At 60.8% G+C, this 18,512-nt stretch carries 14 protein-coding genes and 1 tRNA gene; 9 read left to right on the plus strand and 6 right to left on the minus strand.

Annotated elements, in window-relative coordinates; translation table 11 throughout:
* Positions 1–52: 52 nt before the first annotated feature.
* Positions 53–535: a peroxiredoxin gene (locus tag LQ220_RS10085; RefSeq protein WP_230188153.1), complete on the minus strand. Its 483-nt coding sequence runs from the start codon at positions 533–535 to the stop codon at positions 53–55.
* Positions 536–700: 165 nt separating this feature from the next.
* On the opposite strand from LQ220_RS10085, the gene LQ220_RS10090 reads away from it, so the two are divergent.
* The 9 genes from LQ220_RS10090 to trxA all read left to right on the plus strand — a co-directional run bounded on the left by LQ220_RS10090 (position 701) and on the right by trxA (position 14,247).
* Entirely contained in the window at positions 701–1,261 is a 561-nt protein-coding gene (locus LQ220_RS10090; RefSeq protein WP_230188227.1) for a YqgE/AlgH family protein, read from the plus strand.
* Positions 1,262–1,391: 130 nt separating this feature from the next.
* Positions 1,392–2,804 carry an adenosylhomocysteinase gene (ahcY, locus tag LQ220_RS10095; protein ID WP_230188154.1) on the plus strand — a complete coding sequence of 471 codons (1,413 nt, stop codon included), beginning with the start codon at positions 1,392–1,394 and terminating at the stop codon, positions 2,802–2,804.
* Positions 2,805–2,972: 168 nt separating this feature from the next.
* Positions 2,973–5,336 (plus strand): PAS domain-containing sensor histidine kinase, encoded by a 2,364-nt coding sequence (locus LQ220_RS10100; protein ID WP_230188155.1) that lies wholly within the window; start codon positions 2,973–2,975, stop codon positions 5,334–5,336.
* A gap of 1 nt (position 5,337) precedes the next feature.
* Positions 5,338–5,781, plus strand: coding sequence for a tRNA (adenosine(37)-N6)-threonylcarbamoyltransferase complex ATPase subunit type 1 TsaE (gene tsaE, locus LQ220_RS10105; RefSeq protein ID WP_230188228.1), 444 nt, complete (start codon positions 5,338–5,340; stop codon positions 5,779–5,781).
* Positions 5,778–6,758: a phosphotransferase gene (locus LQ220_RS10110; protein ID WP_230188156.1), complete on the plus strand. Its 981-nt coding sequence runs from the start codon at positions 5,778–5,780 to the stop codon at positions 6,756–6,758. Before tsaE ends, LQ220_RS10110 begins: the two co-directional genes overlap by 4 nt.
* Positions 6,755–7,474, plus strand: coding sequence for a nucleotidyltransferase family protein (locus tag LQ220_RS10115; RefSeq protein WP_230188157.1), 720 nt, complete (start codon positions 6,755–6,757; stop codon positions 7,472–7,474). The genes LQ220_RS10110 and LQ220_RS10115 overlap by 4 nt, the downstream gene beginning before the upstream one ends.
* A complete protein-coding gene (addB, locus tag LQ220_RS10120; protein ID WP_230188158.1) occupies positions 7,467–10,445 on the plus strand; it encodes a double-strand break repair protein AddB in 2,979 nt (992 codons plus the stop codon). Before LQ220_RS10115 ends, addB begins: the two co-directional genes overlap by 8 nt.
* A complete protein-coding gene (gene addA, locus LQ220_RS10125) occupies positions 10,438–13,863 on the plus strand; it encodes a double-strand break repair helicase AddA (protein ID WP_230188159.1) in 3,426 nt (1,141 codons plus the stop codon). The genes addB and addA overlap by 8 nt, the downstream gene beginning before the upstream one ends.
* Before the next feature lie 63 nt (positions 13,864–13,926).
* Positions 13,927–14,247: a thioredoxin gene (trxA, locus tag LQ220_RS10130; RefSeq protein ID WP_230188160.1), complete on the plus strand. Its 321-nt coding sequence runs from the start codon at positions 13,927–13,929 to the stop codon at positions 14,245–14,247.
* Between the two features lie 24 nt (positions 14,248–14,271).
* Here trxA and LQ220_RS10135 read toward each other — a convergent pair.
* From LQ220_RS10135 to LQ220_RS10155, 5 genes are all read right to left on the minus strand, one after another.
* Positions 14,272–14,348: transfer RNA gene (locus LQ220_RS10135), tRNA-Arg, on the minus strand.
* Positions 14,349–14,431: 83 nt separating this feature from the next.
* The gene (locus tag LQ220_RS10140) at positions 14,432–15,223 is read right to left on the minus strand and encodes an inositol monophosphatase family protein (RefSeq protein WP_230188161.1); all 792 of its coding nucleotides are present in this window, start codon (positions 15,221–15,223) and stop codon (positions 14,432–14,434) included.
* A gap of 5 nt (positions 15,224–15,228) precedes the next feature.
* Positions 15,229–16,455 carry a bifunctional glutamate N-acetyltransferase/amino-acid acetyltransferase ArgJ gene (gene argJ / locus LQ220_RS10145; RefSeq protein WP_230188162.1) on the minus strand — a complete coding sequence of 409 codons (1,227 nt, stop codon included), beginning with the start codon at positions 16,453–16,455 and terminating at the stop codon, positions 15,229–15,231.
* A gap of 46 nt (positions 16,456–16,501) precedes the next feature.
* A complete protein-coding gene (gene aguB, locus LQ220_RS10150; RefSeq protein WP_230188163.1) occupies positions 16,502–17,365 on the minus strand; it encodes an N-carbamoylputrescine amidase in 864 nt (287 codons plus the stop codon).
* 15 nt (positions 17,366–17,380) lie between these two features.
* Positions 17,381–18,364, minus strand: a complete 984-nt coding sequence (locus LQ220_RS10155) for an agmatine deiminase family protein (protein ID WP_230188164.1) — start codon at positions 18,362–18,364, stop codon at positions 17,381–17,383.
* Positions 18,365–18,512 lie beyond the last annotated feature (148 nt).

An 18,512-nucleotide genomic window follows, 5' to 3' on the forward strand; every position in this document is an offset into this window, starting at 1 on the left:
AACAGAGTATGTAAGCTGCGCCCCTGTCACGAGGACAGAGGCGCAGATATGATTACAGTTGGCCGAGCATATGTTCGGCGCTGGAGACCTTGAAATCACCGGCGGCTTCCACGTTCAACTCTTCGACGATGCCGTCGTTTACGATCATGGAAAAGCGCTGTCCCCGCGTTCCCAGACCGAATTTGCTCCCGTCCATTTCCAGGCCGACAGCCTTGGCGAAGGCGCCATTGCCATCCGCCAACATGGTAACGGTGCCGTCAGCACCGGCAGACTTTGACCAGGCACCCATCACGAAGGGATCGTTCACCGCCGTGCAGGCAATTTCATCAACGCCCTTTGCCTTCAGATCGGCGGCCTTTTCAATGAAACCGGGCAGATGCTTGGCCGAGCAGGTCGGCGTAAAAGCACCGGGAACGGAGAACAGTGCGACCTTCTTACCGGCGAAATAGTTTGCGCTGTCGACAGGCTCTGGACCATTCTCGGTCATCGTGACGAAGGTGGTTTCGGGCAGTTTGTCGCCTTTTGCGATGGTCATCGAATAATCTCCTGTTGGTGGATGAGCGGAAACGTGACCGGGAGGTCGTGCCTGGATGCGCGTTAGTCAAGCATTCGCGGCAATTAAAGCCAATGAGCGCCTTGTGCGTAAATCTTGTTAAACCGAGCCATTGGCGACCCGGTGAAGCGTCCCTATAGTCGGGGCATGGATCTGCCTCCCTACTATGTTGGAAATTTGCTGCTCGCCATGCCGGGCATGGGTGACCTGAATTTCGACCATGCGGTCATTGCGCTGTGTGTCCATGACGCCGATGGCGCGATGGGTGTCGACGTCGGTTCGGAGATCGGCGGGCTCGGCCTGCGGGAATTGCTGTCGACGTTCGATCTCGACGGCAGCAACGTACCCGACACACCGGTCCTTCGCGGCGGCCCCGTTGAACCGCAGCGCGGTTTCGTCCTCCATTCGCTGGACTGGGGCGGTCAGGACATGGTGCAGGTGGACGATCTATGGGGTTTGTCCGGCTCCCTCGATATTCTGAAAGCCATTGCCGAGGGTCGTGGCCCCAGTCGGTATCTGGTGGCATTGGGATATGCAGGCTGGGGCGCGGGACAGCTTGAAGCGGAAATGACGGGGCATGGCTGGTTTCTTGCGCCAGCGCAAAGCCGTCTCCTGTTCGATACGCCGACACGCAGTCGATGGTCGCGCGCCTTCGCCGCCAGCGGCATCGATGCAGCGATGCTGACAAGCGCACCGGGACAAGCCTGAAATCCAACCAATATAAAGAAATCTTTATATTGCCTTGATTAGTTGCGATGCGATTGGTAGGGAACCTGCATCCGTCGCCATGCCCGCACTTTGTCGGACTTGGGGGCGCCCATGATCAGGAGATTTCTCAGTGGCCACCGCCCCAGCCCTTAACCCGGCCGACTACGTCATTCAGGACATTTCACTCGCTGACTTCGGTCGCAAGGAAATGGACATCGCTGAAACCGAAATGCCCGGCCTGATGGCTCTGCGCAAGGAATTCGGTGCTTCGCAGCCGCTCAAGGGTGCGCGCATCACCGGCTCGCTGCACATGACGATCCAGACCGCCGTTCTGATCGAGACATTGACCGCGCTGGGTGCGCAGGTCCGTTGGGCCACGTGCAACATTTATTCGACGCAGGATCACGCCGCTGCCGCCATCGCCGCCTCGGGCGTGCCGGTGTTCGCGATCAAGGGCGAAACCCTTGAAGAATATTGGGATTATGTCGAACGCATCTTCGATTGGGGCAATGGCGAAACCTGCAACCTGATCCTTGACGATGGCGGCGATGCCACCATGTTCGCGCTCTGGGGCGCCCGTGTCGAAGCAGGCGAAGACCTGTTCACGCCTTCGAACGAAGAAGAGGAAATCTTCGTAAAGACGCTCCGTCGCGTGCTTACCGAAAAGCCAGGCTTCCTGACTAAGACGGTTCAGGCGATCAAGGGCGTTTCGGAAGAAACGACCACCGGCGTGCATCGGCTTTATGAACTGTCGAAGAAGGGCAAGCTGCCTTTCCCCGCCATCAACGTCAACGACAGCGTGACCAAGAGCAAGTTCGACAACCTTTATGGCTGCAAGGAATCGCTGGTCGACGCGATCCGCCGCGCAACTGATGTCATGCTCGCCGGCAAGGTCGCCTGCGTTGCCGGCTTTGGCGATGTCGGCAAGGGCTCGGCCCAGTCGCTTCGCAACGGTGGCGCGCGCGTCCTCGTGACCGAAGTCGATCCCATCTGCGCGCTTCAGGCCGCGATGGAAGGCTTTGAAGTCGTCACCATGGAAGACGCGGTAAAGCGTGCGGACATCTTCTGCACCGCCACCGGCAATGCCGATGTGATCACCGTCGATCACATGCGCGAAATGAAGAACATGGCGATCGTTTGCAACATCGGCCATTTCGACAGCGAGATTCAGATCGGCGGCCTGAACAACATGAAGTGGGTCGAAATCAAGCCGCAGGTCGATGAAGTCGAATTCCCCGATGGCAAGAAGCTGATCGTACTGTCGAAGGGTCGCCTCGTGAACCTGGGCAATGCTACCGGCCATCCCAGCTTCGTGATGTCGACCAGCTTCACCAATCAGGTGCTGGCGCAGATCGAATTATGGACCAACCGTTCGGCCTATCAGAACGACGTTTATGTCCTGCCCAAGCACCTCGACGAAAAGGTCGCGGCGCTGCATCTGGAAAAGCTGGGCGTAAAGCTCACCAAGCTGACCAAGGCACAGGCCGACTATATCGGCGTCCCGACGGAAGGCCCGTTCAAGCCGGATCATTACCGCTACTGATCTGCGGCTGCAGGCTATTAAGAAAGAGGCGTCGGGTTATCCGGCGCCTTTTTCATATGGTTTGCAGAGAATTCAGGATCGGTGAGCGCAACCGCTTCACGCCGTGCAATCTTTGCGATAGGCGGGGAGTATGAAGAGGATCGGTCGAGCAGGGGGAGATAGGCACTGATGCTGTCGCTATCCCCCATTGCCATGGTTCTGATCGGTGTAACGGTGGCACTGTGGCTGGCGGGCGGCGTGTGGGCGGTACATACCGGCCTTAAGATGCGTCGCGAAGGCGCTCATGCCCGCGCGCAGGCGGATCGCCTCGGTAGCCTGCTGCAATCGGCCCCTGCGCTTCCCGTGATGATCCGGCCCGACGGACGCATCGAAACGCCCGAGCGGCTTGCCAATTGGCTGGGGCGGGAGCGTGTGCCTGCCTTCGCTTCCGAACTTACGGCGGCAGACGGCGGGTTGCGGCCGGAAGACGGCGCACAGCTCGCAACAGACATCGCCTCGGCTCAGCGCGCAGGCAAAAGCTTCTCGCGTCCCGTTCGCGCGGTAGGGTCTGCCCGCTCGCTTCTCGTGCGCGGTGCGCCTGCTGGCCCGAGCATGGGCGCACCGGGCAGCGTCATCCTCTGGATATTCGACGCGACCGACGCCCAGGCAGAGATCCATGGGCTTCAGGCGGATCGCGATCAATTGCGCGCGGCGCTCGAATCCCTATCCGGACTGATCGAGGCAGCGCCACTGCCCATGTGGCACCGCACCCCGGACTTGCGCCTCGCACTCGTCAACAGCGCGTATGTCGCGGCGGTAGACGCCGAATCGGCGCAGCAGGTCATCCGTGAAGGCATCGAGCTGGTCGAGGCATTGGACGGCAAAAGCCCGATGGCAGCCGCAGCGCAGGCCGCGGAAAGCGCAGAGCCGCTGGCCCGCCTCGTGCCGGCGACCATCGATGGCGCGCGTCGGGTTATGCGCGTTGTGGACGTTCCGCTTGGAGACGCGGGTATCGCTGGCTTCGCCATCGATATGCATGAGCTTGAGCAGGCGCGCGCTGAACATCGGCGATTTGAAACAGCCCAGCACGACTTGCTCGATCGCCTGTCCGCGGGCGTCGCCCAGTTCGGTGCAGATCGATCGCTGCAATTCTGGAACCAGCCTTTCAGCAGTCTTTTTGGTCTCAAGCCCGAGCATCTGGCGGACACGCCGGAATTCGAGCGGGTACTGGACCGGATGCGCGAAATGGGCCGCATCCCCGAACATCGCGACTTTCCCGCGTGGCGCGCCGAGCGCCGCGACTGGTTTTTGTCCGCCGATGCGCAGGAGGAAAACTGGCTGCTCGCCGATGGCACGCATTTGCGCGTTTTCGCGCAACCCTTGCCCGACGGCGGCTTGCTGCTGATTTTCGAGGATCGCACCGAACAGGTTCAGCTTTCCAGCGCCCGAGATACGCTCCTGCGCGTCCGCACGGCAACCTTCGACAATCTGTTCGAGGCGATCGGGGTATTCGCCTCGGACGGGCGCTTGCACCTTTGGAACAGCCGCTTCCGCCAGATATGGGGTGTCGAGGAGAGCCTCCTCGGCTCCCATCCACGCATCGACGAACTGATGCAGAAGGTAGCGAAGAACCTTTCGAAGCCGCAGCAGGCCAGCCTCGTTCGTGAACTGGTCCGTGCTGCCACTGTAGAACGCAAGCAGCGTGGCGGGCGCGTCGCCTTCGCCGATGGCCGGGTATTCGATTTCGCTGCCATACCGCTGCCCGATGGCAACGCGCTTTTCACGATGCTCGATGTCACGGACAGCCGCCGCATGGAACAGGTCCTGCGCGACCGGAATGAATCGCTCATCGAAACCGACAAGCTGAAGACCGCATTCCTTTCGAACATGAGCTACGAACTAAGGACGCCGCTCACATCGATTTCTGGCTTTGCCGAGATGATGCAGGCAGGGTTCGCAGGTGTGTTGCCCACAGCCGCCGCGGAATATGTCGACGCCATCATGCAAAGCACCGGGCGCCTCGCAGTATTGATCGACAATGTGTTGGATCTTACCCAGGGAGAGGCTGGCGCGCTGCCGCTGGAAAGCCGTTCTGTCGATTTGGCGGCGGTTGCTCGGGAAAGTGCGAAGCGCGTGGCGGATGCTGCCAAGGAAAAGGGGCTCGATTTCGTGATCGATATCAAGCCGTCTTTGGGCCGCATCCAGGGCGATGCGCGTCGCTTGGGGCAAGCGCTGGATCGTGTCCTAGACAATGCCGTACGCTATTGCCCGGCGGGCAGCAGGGTGCTGGTGTATGGCGATGGCCAGCTTCGTACTGCGCGTCTCATCGTTTCGGATAATGGTCCGGGCATGGACGCCACAGCGCAATCGCGCGTGTTCGATCGCTTCAGTCGTGCCGATCAGGCAAAGCGCGGCGAAACGCTCGGTCTCGGCTTGCCGCTCGCCCGACAATTGGTCGATGCGCATGGTGGCACGCTGACTTTGGTGTCCGAGCCGGGGCAGGGGACGCTCATCACCATCGATCTCCCTCGCGAAAGCGCGCCGAGTGCCTGACATGATTGTCGTGGATGATGCCGCGATGCGCGTCCTTGGCGCACGCCTTGCCACCGTCGTTCGCTCGGGCGATGTTATTGCGCTGAAGGGCGGGCTCGGCGCGGGTAAAACCACCTTGGCGCGCGGACTGCTCTCTGCCCTTGGGTTGGAGGAGGACGCGCCTAGCCCAAGCTTCGCTCTCGTTCAGCCATATGACGTGCCGCTGGTGCGACTACCCGTTGCCCATGTCGATCTCTATCGCCTTGAAGACGATGCGGATGTGCAGGAACTGGGGTTGGACGATTACCTGACTGATAGCCTCCTGATGATCGAATGGCCTGAGCGATTGGGCGCGCGCCTGTGGGATCACAGTCTCGTTTTGTCGATTGAAGTAACGCCCGATGGCACCCGCCGCTTGACAGCATTGGTCCCGGACGCTTGGAGAGACCGATGGCCTCCCCAATGACTCCGCCCGCAGCTGCGCCCGCCTTCCTCGCAAGAGCAGGTTGGGGCGATGCGCAGATCTTACCGCTTGCTGGAGATGCCTCGTTTCGGCGCTATTTCCGCATCCACGATACCTCGCGGCAAGCTGTGCTGATGGATGCGCCACCTCCGCATGAAGATCCTCGCCCGTTCTTGCTGATGGCCGATCATCTCATCGCGCAAGGCTTTGCCGCACCTACAGTTTTTGCGCGCGATCTGGACCACGGCCTCGTCCTGCTGGAAGATTTTGGCGATCTCCGCGTCCGTGAATATCTCGATGCGTCCCCGCATGAGGAACACAGCGTCTATACACGTGCCGTCTCTTTGCTGGCCGACCTGCACAAGCTCCCTCCCGCCGCCGTGCCGCCGTATGATCGGTCGGTCTATCATCGCGAAGCTGCGCTGTTGACCGAATGGTTTTGCCCGGCGGTCGGCCTAACCGCGGATGAAGCGGGATACACGAAGGCCTGGGACGCCATTTTGCCGATCGTCGAGAATGACGATGCGCCGAAAGTCACGGTTTTGCGGGACTATCATGCCGAGAATATCATGCTGATTCCCGGTCATGAACAATCGCGTGGGCTTGGCCTATTGGATTTTCAGGACGCGCTGATCGGTCATCCGGCCTATGATCTTGTGTCCCTGCTACAGGACGCACGTCGCGACGTGTCTCCCGAAATCGAAACAGCCATGATCGCGCATTACAAGGCGATTGCTGCCCCTCATGGCGATTTCGACGCCGCCTACGCCGTCCTGGGCGCGCAACGCAATGCCAAGATCATCGGCATATTCACACGGCTCTGGCAGCGCGACGGCAAACCGCGCTATCTCGATTTCCTGCCGCGCATGTGGACATTATTGGAGCGCGACTTAGCGCATCCTGCGTTGGCGCCGGTAGCTGATTGGTTCGCCGCCAACATCCCTACTGACAAACGCCATCAGGCGCTTGCAGGCAAATGAGCGCGCATATCCGCACAGCCATGCTGATGGCCGCCGGTCTGGGCAAGCGGATGCGGCCGCTCACCGCCACTCGCCCCAAACCTTTGGTAAAGGTGGCTGGTAAGGCATTGATGGATCACGCTCTTGATCGGCTGGAGGCAGGCGGCATCGAAAAGGTCGTCGTCAACGTCCACTATCTCGCCAGTACCGTCGAGGCGCACCTCAAGACGCGCAAGGGTTCAATGGAGCTCGTGGTCTCGGATGAGCGCACTAGGCTTCTCGAAACCGGCGGCGGCCTGATGCACGCCAAGGCACTGTTGGGTGACGCGCCCTTTCTGTGCGCCAACAGCGACAATCTCTGGATCGACGGACCGCGCAACAGCGTCGCTCTTCTGGCGGACCATTGGGATGACGCCAGAATGGACGCGCTCCTCCTGATGGTGCCCCACGCCCGCGCCAATTGCCACACTGGTCCCGGCGACTTTCACATGGACACCACCGGTCGCCTGTCGCGCCGCAAACCCGGCCATATAGCGCCGTTCGTCTTTACCGGTGTTCAGATCATGTCGCCACGCCTCCTGATCGACCCGCCCGGCGACGTCTTCTCCACAAATGTCTTCTGGAACCGCGCCATAGAATCAGGGCGCCTCTATGGTGTTTCTCATCAGGGGCTATGGTTCGATGTCGGCACGCCGCAGGCCATCCCGGTAGTGGAAAACGTGCTAGCTCATGGGTGAGCGCACCCGGCCAGCCGTCTACACCATTCCCGCCCACCGGGCATTTTCCGATGCGCTGGCCGCTGGCGTTCTTGCGCAGCATGGCAGCGATCCCATGGCGCTGGCCCGCGGCATCATTCTGGTCCCGACCAACCGCGCGGCCCGTTCCATTTCAGAGGCTTTCGTGCGCCGCGCCGAAGGTGGCTTGCTGCTTCCTCGCTTAGTCCCCATCGGCGACCCGGAACTGGACGAAACGCTTGGCAGTGCGCTCGATCCGATGGGGGCAGGGGCTGACATTCCGCCGGCCATTCCCCCGATGGAACGGCAGATGGTGCTGGCCCGCCTTGTCCAGCATGCGCGCGCGCGCAGCGGTCAGCCAGTCGATGCAGCCGAAGCCATAAGACTGGCGCAGGCCTTGGCGAGTACGCTGGACCAACTGCTGATTGAGCAAGTCGATCCCCGCCGCATCCACGATCTGGAATTGACCCAGGAGCTATCATCGCATTGGCAGAAGTCGCTCGAACTATTTGAGATCATTCTAAATATATGGCCGCAGGTGCTGGCCGATCGTGCTATGATCGACATGGCGGATCGTCGCAACCGCCTGCTGGATCATGTCGCTCGTCGTTGGGCAGAGGCGGCACCACCCGGTTTCGTCATCGCCGCTGGTATCTCCACGACCGCCCCCGCCGTTGCGGCCCTGCTGAAGCAGGTGGCCCGAATGGAGCGCGGACAGGTCGTTCTCGCCGATCTCGATCAGAATATGAATGCGGAGGAATGGGACGCCATCGGTCCATTCCCGCCCGATCCGGTAACGGGGCGCAGCCGCCGTCCGCACGAAACGCATCCGCAATATGCGCTGAAACGCTTGCTCGATCAGATGGGCGTGGCACGCGAAGAGGTCGCGCTCTGGCGATGGGGCGGGGGTCACGACGCCCGCGCCATCCGCAGCCGCAATATCTCGCACGCCATGCTGGTGCCGCAGCTTACTGCCAAATGGCGCGATCTGGAAACGGCGGAGCGTTCTCTGGCAGGCGTAGAGGCGCTCGAAGTCGCGACCCCTGCCGAAGAAGCGCAGGCCATTGCCATCGCCCTGCGCGAAGCGCTGGAAACGCCTGAACGGACCGCTGCCTTGGTCACGCCCGACCGCGCTCTGGCTACCCGTGTCGCTGCGCACCTGCGCCGCTGGGGGATCGATGCGGACGATTCTGCTGGGCAACCGCTTTCGCGCCTTTTGCCCGGCACATTGCTCATCGCACTGGCCGAAGCGGCAGCGGAGCGGTTCGCGCCCGTGGCGTTGCTCAACTTGCTCAAGCATCCGCTCGTCAGGCGCGGGGAAACGCGCTTGGGATGGCTGGAGCATGTGAGGCGCTTTGACCTGTTGCTGCGCGGCCCACGCCCGTCTGCGGGACTATCGGGTGTTGACGCGCTGTTGCTTCCCCGGGAAGATGACCGCCAATCCCACCTTCGCGCGCAAGTCGCAACGTGGTGGCCCGACGCCCGCGCTTTGCTCGACCGCTTGGAGAGCGCCTTCGCTGCGGGCGGCGACCTCGCCACGCTCCTCGCTGCCCTGCGCACGACTGCTAGCATAATGAGCAACGACGCCGTCTGGGCTGGGCATCAGGGCCATGCCGCTGCAGCCTTTTTCGCTGACATGGAAGCTGCCGCCCCGGAAGGGCCGCTCGACGCTTCGCCGCAGTCCATTCCGGCCTTGCTCGAAAGGATGCTGGGACAGGTGGCTATCCGCCCGCCACAGGGCGGCCATCCGCGCATCGCGATCCTTGGATTGGTCGAGGCGCAGTTGCAACAGACCGACCTCATGATCCTGGCGGGGCTGAACGAAGGCACATGGCCCGCATTGCCTGCGCCGGACCCATGGCTCGCACCACGCATCCGACAGGAACTGGGCCTTCCCGGTCTGGAACGCCGGATCGGCCTGTCGGCCCATGACTTCGCGAGCGCGCTTGGTGCGCCGCGCGTCCTCATCACCCGCGCAAGGCGCGATGCCAGCGCGCCTGCCGTCGCATCGCGTTTCTGGTTGCGCCTGAAGGCAATGGCCGGGGCGAACTGGAAAGAGGCGGATCGTTATGTCGCTCTGGCCCGTTCGCTCGACCATGCGGCCACCCATGAACCGGCGGATCGCCCTGCGCCTTGCCCTCCCGTCGATATTCGTCCCCGAGCCATCGCCGTTACCGATGTCGACAGGCTGAAGGCCGATCCCTACGCATTTTATGCGCGCAAAATATTGCGCCTTTCGGTGCTCGATCCTGTTGATGCAGACCCCAGCGCCGCATGGCGCGGCACCGAAGTGCACCGCATTCTGCAGCATTGGGCCGAACAGGATAACCGCGACCCCGCGAAGTTGGCAAAGCGGGCGACGGACATGCTCGCCCGCGCCGATGCCCATCCCCTGATGCGCGCACTCTGGCAACCCCGCCTTCTCGCAGCTATTCATTGGATTGCCGCGCAAGTTGCTGAAGATATGGCCGAAGGTCGAAATATAGGCTTGGTCGAGGCCGCCGGAAAGGCAGTTATCGCGGGTATTACCCTCAATGGCACTGCGGATCGCATAGACCGTCTGCCCAACGGCCAATGGGCCGTTATCGACTACAAGACCGGCAAACCCCCTCGCGCCAAACAAGTGCAGGCGGGCTTCGCAATGCAGCTTGGGCTATTAGGATTGATACTGGAACATGGCGGCTTTGCGGACCGGAATGTGACGGGCATATCCGGATCTTTCGAATACTGGTCACTCGGCAAAAAGGGAGACAGTTTCGGCTATAGGGAAAGCCCCACCGATGCGGCAGGTAAACGCGGAAAGATCGTAACCGCCGATTTTACGACACAAGCGCTCGATCAGTTTGAGGAAGCCGCTGCCCGCTGGCTGACTGGCGCGGACCCCTTCGTTGCAAAACTCCATCCGGAAATTCCCACATATGCCGATTACGACCAGTTGATGCGGCTTGAAGAGTGGTACGGACGTAATGACTAAGCCCGCGACCGCACTTCAGGCTCTCCACGGGGCGCAAGCCATCGCGGCCACGCCGGATAGCCACGTCTGGCTATCCGCTTCGGCAGGAACCGGTAAAACGCATGTGCTTACGGCTCGTGTTTACCGATTGCTGTTAAGTGGCGTCAGGCCCGAAAACATCCTGTGCCTGACGTTTACGAAAGCGGGCGCCGCCGAAATGGCAGAACGCATTCACAATCGCTTGGCGGCATGGGTGCAGATGGACGGTCCCGCGCTTGCAGCCGATTTGCGCGCTCTAGCCGAAGATTACACGCCAGAAGCACAGGATCACGCGCGTCGACTTTTCGCCGAAGTTCTGGAAGCAACGGGCGGCGGCCTGCGCATTCAGACAATTCATGCATTCTGTCAGCAGTTGCTGTCCGCTTTCCCTGTCGAAGCGGGATTGATCCCTGGCTTCCGTCCGCTGGAAGCCCGCGAACAGGCGCAACTGGCGCGGCAGGCATTGGCTGAAATGGTGCTCAATGCCGAAGCGACCGGTAAAGGAGCGCTGATGGGCGCGCTCCAGGCACTGAGCCTACGTCTGGGAGAGGGGGCAGCCGAAGCGTACCTTATGCGCTGTGCGCGCAGATATGACGTCATGACGTCATTGCCTGCAGACATCCGAACATGGCTGTTTCAATCGCTCGATCTGCCCCCCGGCGATGTCGAAGCCGCCATTGCAGCGGAATGCACAGATGATGCCTTCGACATGCACGGCCTTGCGCGGATCGCTGCCGCCAATGCCGCTTGGGGCACAGCCACGGGCTTGGCGGATGCGGACAAGGTAGCCGCCTGGCGTGTTGCGGATGCGGCGGGTCGTGCCGCAGGCCTCGATACGCTACTCAGCATCTTCTGCACCAAGCAGGGAGAGCCCCGCAAATATTCTCCAAAGCTGATTGCAGCAGAAGGCGACTACGCAGGGGTTGCCATCCGGTTGGGCCAAAAATGCCTCGATCTGCTCGCCCTTCGCGAACGCGCCCTTTATGCAGACCTGCTGGCACAGGCGCTCAGCGCGGGACACGCTTTTGCTAAGGCCTATGCCGTTGCAAAGCAGCAAGCGGGCGCGGTCGATTTCGACGACCTCATCGCCCGCGCACAATCTCTGCTCAGCGAACCGGGCATGGGCGACTGGGTCCGCTACAAGCTCGACCAGCAGACCGATCACATTCTCGTCGACGAAGCGCAGGACACAAATGTTCAGCAATGGCAAATAGTTGAAGCGCTTGCTGGAGAGTTTTTCGCCGGAGAAGGCGCCAAAGGCGACAAGGTCCGAACCATCTTTACGGTCGGCGATTTCAAGCAAGCGATCTTCGGTTTTCAGGGGACCAGTCCGCTGGCATTCGAATATGCCCGTCGCCGTTTCGCTGCCTATGCGGCGTCGGCAAACCACAGCTTTCACGACCTTTCATTGGACCGTAGTTTCCGCTCGACCCCAGCCGTTCTGGAAGCGGTCGATGCCACCATCGCTGCTCTCGATCCCGGTGCGCTCGGCTTCGCGTCGGACAGCGTGCACCATGTCAGCGCCAATCGATTTCCGGGTAAAGTCATACTGTTACGACCCGTAGCTGCCGGACTACAGGAGGATGACGAAAGCGAACCAGAGGGCGAGGAAGACTGGCTTTCGGATCAGGACCGCAAACTGGCCGAGAACATAGCCAAGCAGATCCGTGATTGGATCGCAGCGCCCACGATGCTGGAAAGCAAGGGGCGCCCCATGACGGCAGGCGACGTCATGATCCTCGTGCGCAAACGTGGCGATCTGGCCCGCCTAATCGTGGCGCGATTATATGAGGCCGGGGTGCCGGTTGCGGGGATCGATCGCCTGCGCCTCAATGCCCCGCTGGCCGTGCGCGATCTCCTCGCTGCCCTGCGCTTTGCGGTGCAGCCGGAAGACGACCTCAACCTCGCCAACCTTCTTGTCTCCCCCCTGATCGGATGGACGCAGGAGCAATTGTTGGATCGTGCGCACGCGCGACGTGTCGGCTTATGGTCGCATCTGCGCGCAACCGTCCCCGAACCGATCATCCAGCCCCTGCGCGATCTGCTGGCGCAGGCGGACTTCACGACGCCCTATCGCTACCTTGAACAAATCCTGTCCGGGCCGATGCAGGGGCGTCGCGCGCTCATACGCCGCCTTGGCGTCGAGGCGCGCGATCCTATCGAGGAATTGCTCAACGCTGCCCTCGCGTTCGAACAGGATGGCCAGCCCACGCTTCAGCGTTTCGTCGATTGGTTTGACCGGGGCGATGTAGAAATCGTGCGAGATGCCGCCGCGCAAGGCGACGCCGTTCGCCTGCTGACGGTCCATGGTGCCAAGGGGCTGCAGGCGCCGGTCGTGATCCTGGCGGACGCGGCACATGATCCGGACGCGGGCAACCGCACGGATGGGCTGGATTGGGAACTGGCCGAAGGAAAGCTGCCTCTGTTGGCGCCTCGTAAAGCGGAACGCTTCGGCCCAATTGCGGAGGCGTTCGAAGCGACCGCAGCAGCCGACAGGCAGGAACACTGGCGACTTCTATATGTCGCTCTGACCCGCGCGGAAGAAAAACTCGTTATCGCCGGGTCGCTGTCCGCACGGGCCAAAGGCATTGTGCCCGAAGCAAGCTGGCATGCTGCTGTCGAGCGCGGGTTGATCGCCTTAGGCACTGAATGGGAAGCCGATCCGCTATGGAACGCCCGTCGGATCTGGCGAGGTAAAGACGATTTGCCCGCTGCCAAGCCCAGTAAACGGGATGCCACCGTAACCGAAGCCGCGGCAGAGCCGGTGTGGCTTCGCCAGCCTGCACCAGTCGAAGCGCGCCCGCCGCGTCCGCTGGCCCCATCGGCGCCGGTTGAGGACGATACACCTTATCCCCCGCCATCGCCCGCCCAGCGACAGGCTGCCGAGCGGGGTAAGATGCTCCATGCCCTGTTGGAACGACTACCCGATTTGCCTCCCGAACAACGCCGGGAATCTGCGGATCGCTGGCTGAAAAACATTTTTCGCGTGTCGACTTATTCTGACCGATGCACCATAATCGATCATGCGATGTCCGTCATAGACGCACCGGACTTCGCTGACGTGTTCTCGTCCGATGCACTGGCCGAAGCGCCTATTGCTGCTGTTGTGGGTGACATCGTCATCAGCGGAACCGTGGATCGTCTTCTGGTCCGTCCGGACGTCGTTCAGTTGGTGGACTTCAAGACAGGGAACAGGGTGCCGCAGGACGATACCGCCATACCCATCCCACATCTGCGTCAGATGGCCGCCTATGTCGCTGTGCTGTCCGTTATCTTCCCGGGCCGCCGGATCGAAGCCGGTTTGCTGTACACCGCCGGCCCGCGCTTGATCGTCCTGCCCGATGATATGCTCGCTGCGTACAAGCCCGGCTTCCAACCGCCACAGGACAAATTGCTGTGAATAGCCGTTGAGAGCAGCATCCAGACCCCCTAAATAGCTTTTCAACATCAAAGGAGATTTCGCATGGCCACTAAGGCAGTAACCGACGCCAGCTTTCAGTCCGACGTGATTGAGGCCGGTAAACCCGTTCTCGTCGATTTCTGGGCCGAATGGTGCGGTCCGTGCAAGATGATCGGTCCCGCTCTGGAAGAAATCTCCGAGGAATTGGTCGACAAGGTGGATATCGTAAAGATCAACATCGACGAAAACCCGGATGCACCCACAAAATACGGTGTGCGCGGCATCCCCACCATGATCCTGTTCAAAGGCGGGCAGATCGCAGCGACGAAGGTTGGCGCGGCACCCAAGAGCCAGCTCAAAGGCTGGATCGAAGGCGAACTATAAGCGCTCCAGCGCATAGCAAAATAGTGGTGCACCCGACGGGATTCGAACCCATGGCCCCCAGATTAGGAATCTGATGCTCTATCCTGCTGAGCTACGGGTGCGCCACGCAAACCCATAACTTTCGATGCTTTTACGTCAAGGTTTCATCGCGATCGGACCGATGATTACCGTCCGATAGCTGCATTTAGCACAATATTTGCGCGGCCTTGTCCCACATCCGGTGAGAAGACGCGCCCAACAATCCGCGCTTGTTATCGCCAATGATGTAGGGCGTGCCGTCCCGTCGTGCGAGTTTGGCACCGGATTCATTCAGCAGCAACGCTCCGGCGGCATGGTCCCACGGGTGCGAACGTTCGAAGAGGGACACGTCGTTGGTGCCCAGCACCAGTCGGGGATATTGTTCCGCTGCACAACGAGGGATATCGACCAGCGTCAGCTTTCCTTCCGCTTTCACCGCGATTTCCGCGCGTTGTTCGACGGTCAGGAAATACACTGCAAGGGCGGCAATGGGTTTGTCCGCTCCGGTTTCCTTCGCTGCGATCCGTTCCTCATCGATATAGGCACCGCCGCCCAACGCCGCATGGCACATCCGCCCAGTGAGGGGATCGAGTATCCAGCCCGCTTGGATGACGCCATTGTCCACCAAACCGACCATGATCCCGAAAGGAGCGCGACCGGCCGCGAAATTACCGGTGCCGTCGATGGGGTCAATAATCCACTGCAGGCCGTTGCCGACATTATCCATCACGGTGGGATCGGCAGCTACGGCTTCCTCACCAACGACACCCGCCTCGGGCAATATCTTCGACAAACCTTCATGCAGACGTATCTCGCTTTCCTTGTCGGCGATCGTCACATAATCGTCCGCAGCCTTTTCCTCGATCTCCTCGGCAGCAAGGTTCTGGTAGCGCGGCAGCACGATCTCCGCGGCCACGGTTTCCATCAGCGTAGCAACCTGGCGATAAAGTGGGTGCATGGGCGTTAACTCCGATAGTCGGCGTTGATGGTTATGTATCCGTGGGTCAGGTCGCACGTCCAAACCGTAGCGCGGCCTTCACCAAGGCCAAGGTCGACGCCGATATCGATCTCGTTCCCTTTGAGATGCGCGGCCACCGGCGCTTCGTTATAGCCATCCACTGCGAGGCCATCCTTGGCAACTTGCACACCGCCAAAGCGGATAGAGAGCTTGTCCCGCTCGGCGGGTTCGCCTGCTTTGCCGACGGCCATCACGATCCGTCCCCAATTGGCGTCCTCGCCCGCGATAGCCGTCTTGACGAGCGGCGAATTGGCGATGGAAAGTGCCACTTTATGCGCGCTCGCGTCGCTACTCGCCCCTTCGACGGTGACGGAGATGAACTTCGAAGCACCTTCGCCATCGCGCACGACCAGATGTGCCAGTTGCCGACACAGATCGGACAAGGCAGCTGCAAAGGCGTCGCTCCCTGCATCTTCGAAACTGGCCAACGGCACATTACCCGCAGCGCCCGTCGCGAACGCCAAAACGGTGTCGGACGTGGATGTGTCGCTATCGACCGTGATGCACGAAAAGCTGGTGCGATTGGCGGCACTAAGCATCGCTTGCAAGAAAGACGCTTCCACGGCTGCGTCAGTGAAAATATAGCCCAGCATCGTCGCCATATCTGGCGCGATCATACCTGATCCCTTGATAATCCCGACCAGATTGACGGTACGGTCACCGACTACAGCTTGAGTCACCGCTGCCTTGGCGAAGGTGTCGGTGGTCATGATCGTCGAAGCGGCATCTTCCCAACTACAGGGTGCAGCCGCGAAAGCCGCATCCAGCCCTGCCTCGGCCTTATCCACTGGCAAGGGCACGCCGATGACGCCAGTCGATGAAACGAACACGTCGCTTGGCAGGCAATCCATATGATTGGCCACGCGCGCCGCTATCGCTTCGACGGCTGCCCTTCCGCGATTGCCGGTAAAAGCGTTACTGTTCCCCGCATTTACTACGACAGCGCGCGCATTGCCCAACGGTATCGCATCACGGCACCATTCCACTTCCGGCGACGGACAGAGGCTTTGCGTCGTCACGCCAGCAACGGCTGTACCCGTCGCCAACTCGACATAGGTGAGATCGCAACGATCCCACGTCTTGTAGTGCGCCCGTGCCACACGGAGCGTCACGCCACCAATATCAGGCAAGTCGGGAAAAGCGGCCGGAGCGAGGGGGGAGCGGTTTGTCATGCCGTGCGAATAGCGCAATTGCGCGGCGGATCAATGACTCTCCGCATCAGATGTCCTGTGCTATGCGCCCGTAAAGTTCGGGTCTGCGATCGCGAAAGAAGCCCATGCCTGCCCGGTGCGTACGCGCTGCCGCCAGATCGACGGTCGCCACCAGCGCCCCACTTTCGTGAGCGCCAACCTCTGCAATAAAATCGCCCCATTCATCGCTAACGAAGCTGTGGCCGTAAAAGCGCTGCTCTGTGCCGTCGTCTTCGCTTTCGGTTCCGATACGGTTGGCGGCGATGACGGGCATGCAATTGCTGACAGCGTGGCCTTGCATCGCCCGGCGCCACATCCGACTGGTGTCAAGGTCGGCATCATAAGGCTCCGATCCGATGGCCGTAGGATAGAACAGCATCTCAGCGCCCATCAGCGCCATCACGCGCGCGCATTCTGGATACCATTGGTCCCAGCATATGCCGACTCCTATGGTGCCGTATTTCGTTTCCCAAACTTTGAAACCGGTATTACCGGGGCGGAAATAGTACTTCTCCTCATATCCCGGTCCATCCGGGATATGGCTTTTTCGGTATAGACCCATGATCGCGCCGGCATCGTCGATCATTGCAAGGCTGTTGTAATATTGCTGCCCATCTCGCTCGAAAAAGCTGGTGGGGATGTAGACTTCCAGCTCTTGCGCAAGTCGCTGCATCGCAAGGACGGCGGGATGGCTTTCCAGCGGTTGTGCGCGGGCAAACAGCGCCTCATCCTCGACCCGGCAGAAATATGGACCTTCGAACAACTCCGGGGGCAATATGATCTTGGCGCCACGCGCCGCAGCCTTGCGCACGTGCGTTTCAACCAGCGCAATATTCTCGTCGATATCGTCGGTGAAGGCGAGCTGCAGGGCGGCAACGGTCACTTTGGTCATACAGGCTCCGGAAGGTCAGGCGCTCGGCATTTGCTGGCTGGTGCAGTGAAAGCTGCCCCCGCCCGCCAATATGGCATCGCTGCGCAATCCCACAATCTCCCGGCCCGGAAAAAATGGACGCAGCGCATCGAGCGCGGCCTGATCGTTCGGACGACCGTAGATCGGCACGACGACAGCCGCATTGCCAATGTAGAAATTCATGTAACTCGCCGGGATCGCTTCGCCATCTACCAGTACGAGGCCGGGCGAGGGCATCGACGCCACCTCAACCCCATGCGCTTTGGCCCGCGCACGCGCGTCAGCGTAAATCGCCGCGTTGGGATCGTCGGCATCGGTGGCTTCGGGGAGCGCCAGCACACCGGGTGCCACAAACCGCGCCAGATTATCGACATGGCCGTCGGTATGATCGTTGAGCAGTCCGTTGCCCAGCCAGAGCATATCGGACAGGCCCAGGCTTCCCGCCAGCAGCGTCTCGATCTTGCCCTTGTCCAGCGCGGGATTGCGATTGGGGTTCAACAAGCATTGCTCGGTCGTCACGAACAATCCTGTCCCGTCGGTATCCACGGCACCGCCTTCGAATATCCAAGGTGCCTTGGTAAGCGATAGATTGGTCTGTGCGGCCAAACGGGCGCCAACGTCTTCGTCGCCCGCCATCACATATTTTCCGCCCCAGCCATTGAAGCCGAAATCGACCAGCGCGCGCGCCCCGCCATTGGTAACGCAGATCGAACCCGTGTCCCGCAGCCAAACGTCCCCGTGCCTTTCGACCTGCACGACTACGCCAACTCCAACCAATGCGCGCGCAATGGCCGCATTCGCGTCGTCCGCCGCGACCAGCCGCACCTCTTCGCCCTTGCCCCCCGCATGAACAGCATCGGCAAATGCCGCTATCTGCCGTTGCGCATCGGGCAATGTAGCGGACCATTCTTTTTCGTTGCCTGGAAAACCTATCCATACCCAATCATGCAGAGCCCATTCGGCGGGCATGTAATAGGTCATCGGTTAACTCCGGTCGGGATATGAGACTGCCCGCCCTCTACAGGATCACCTCAGTTCAGACAGCCCCAAATTTTAGCAATTCATTGTCGGCCTGCATCATCAATGCAGGTTGCAATATTGGGCCGCGCTCGCAAGATAGGACAACATA

The sequence above is a fragment of the Sphingobium sp. CECT 9361 genome (assembly GCF_918741285.1).
Taxonomy (GTDB): domain Bacteria; phylum Pseudomonadota; class Alphaproteobacteria; order Sphingomonadales; family Sphingomonadaceae; genus Sphingobium.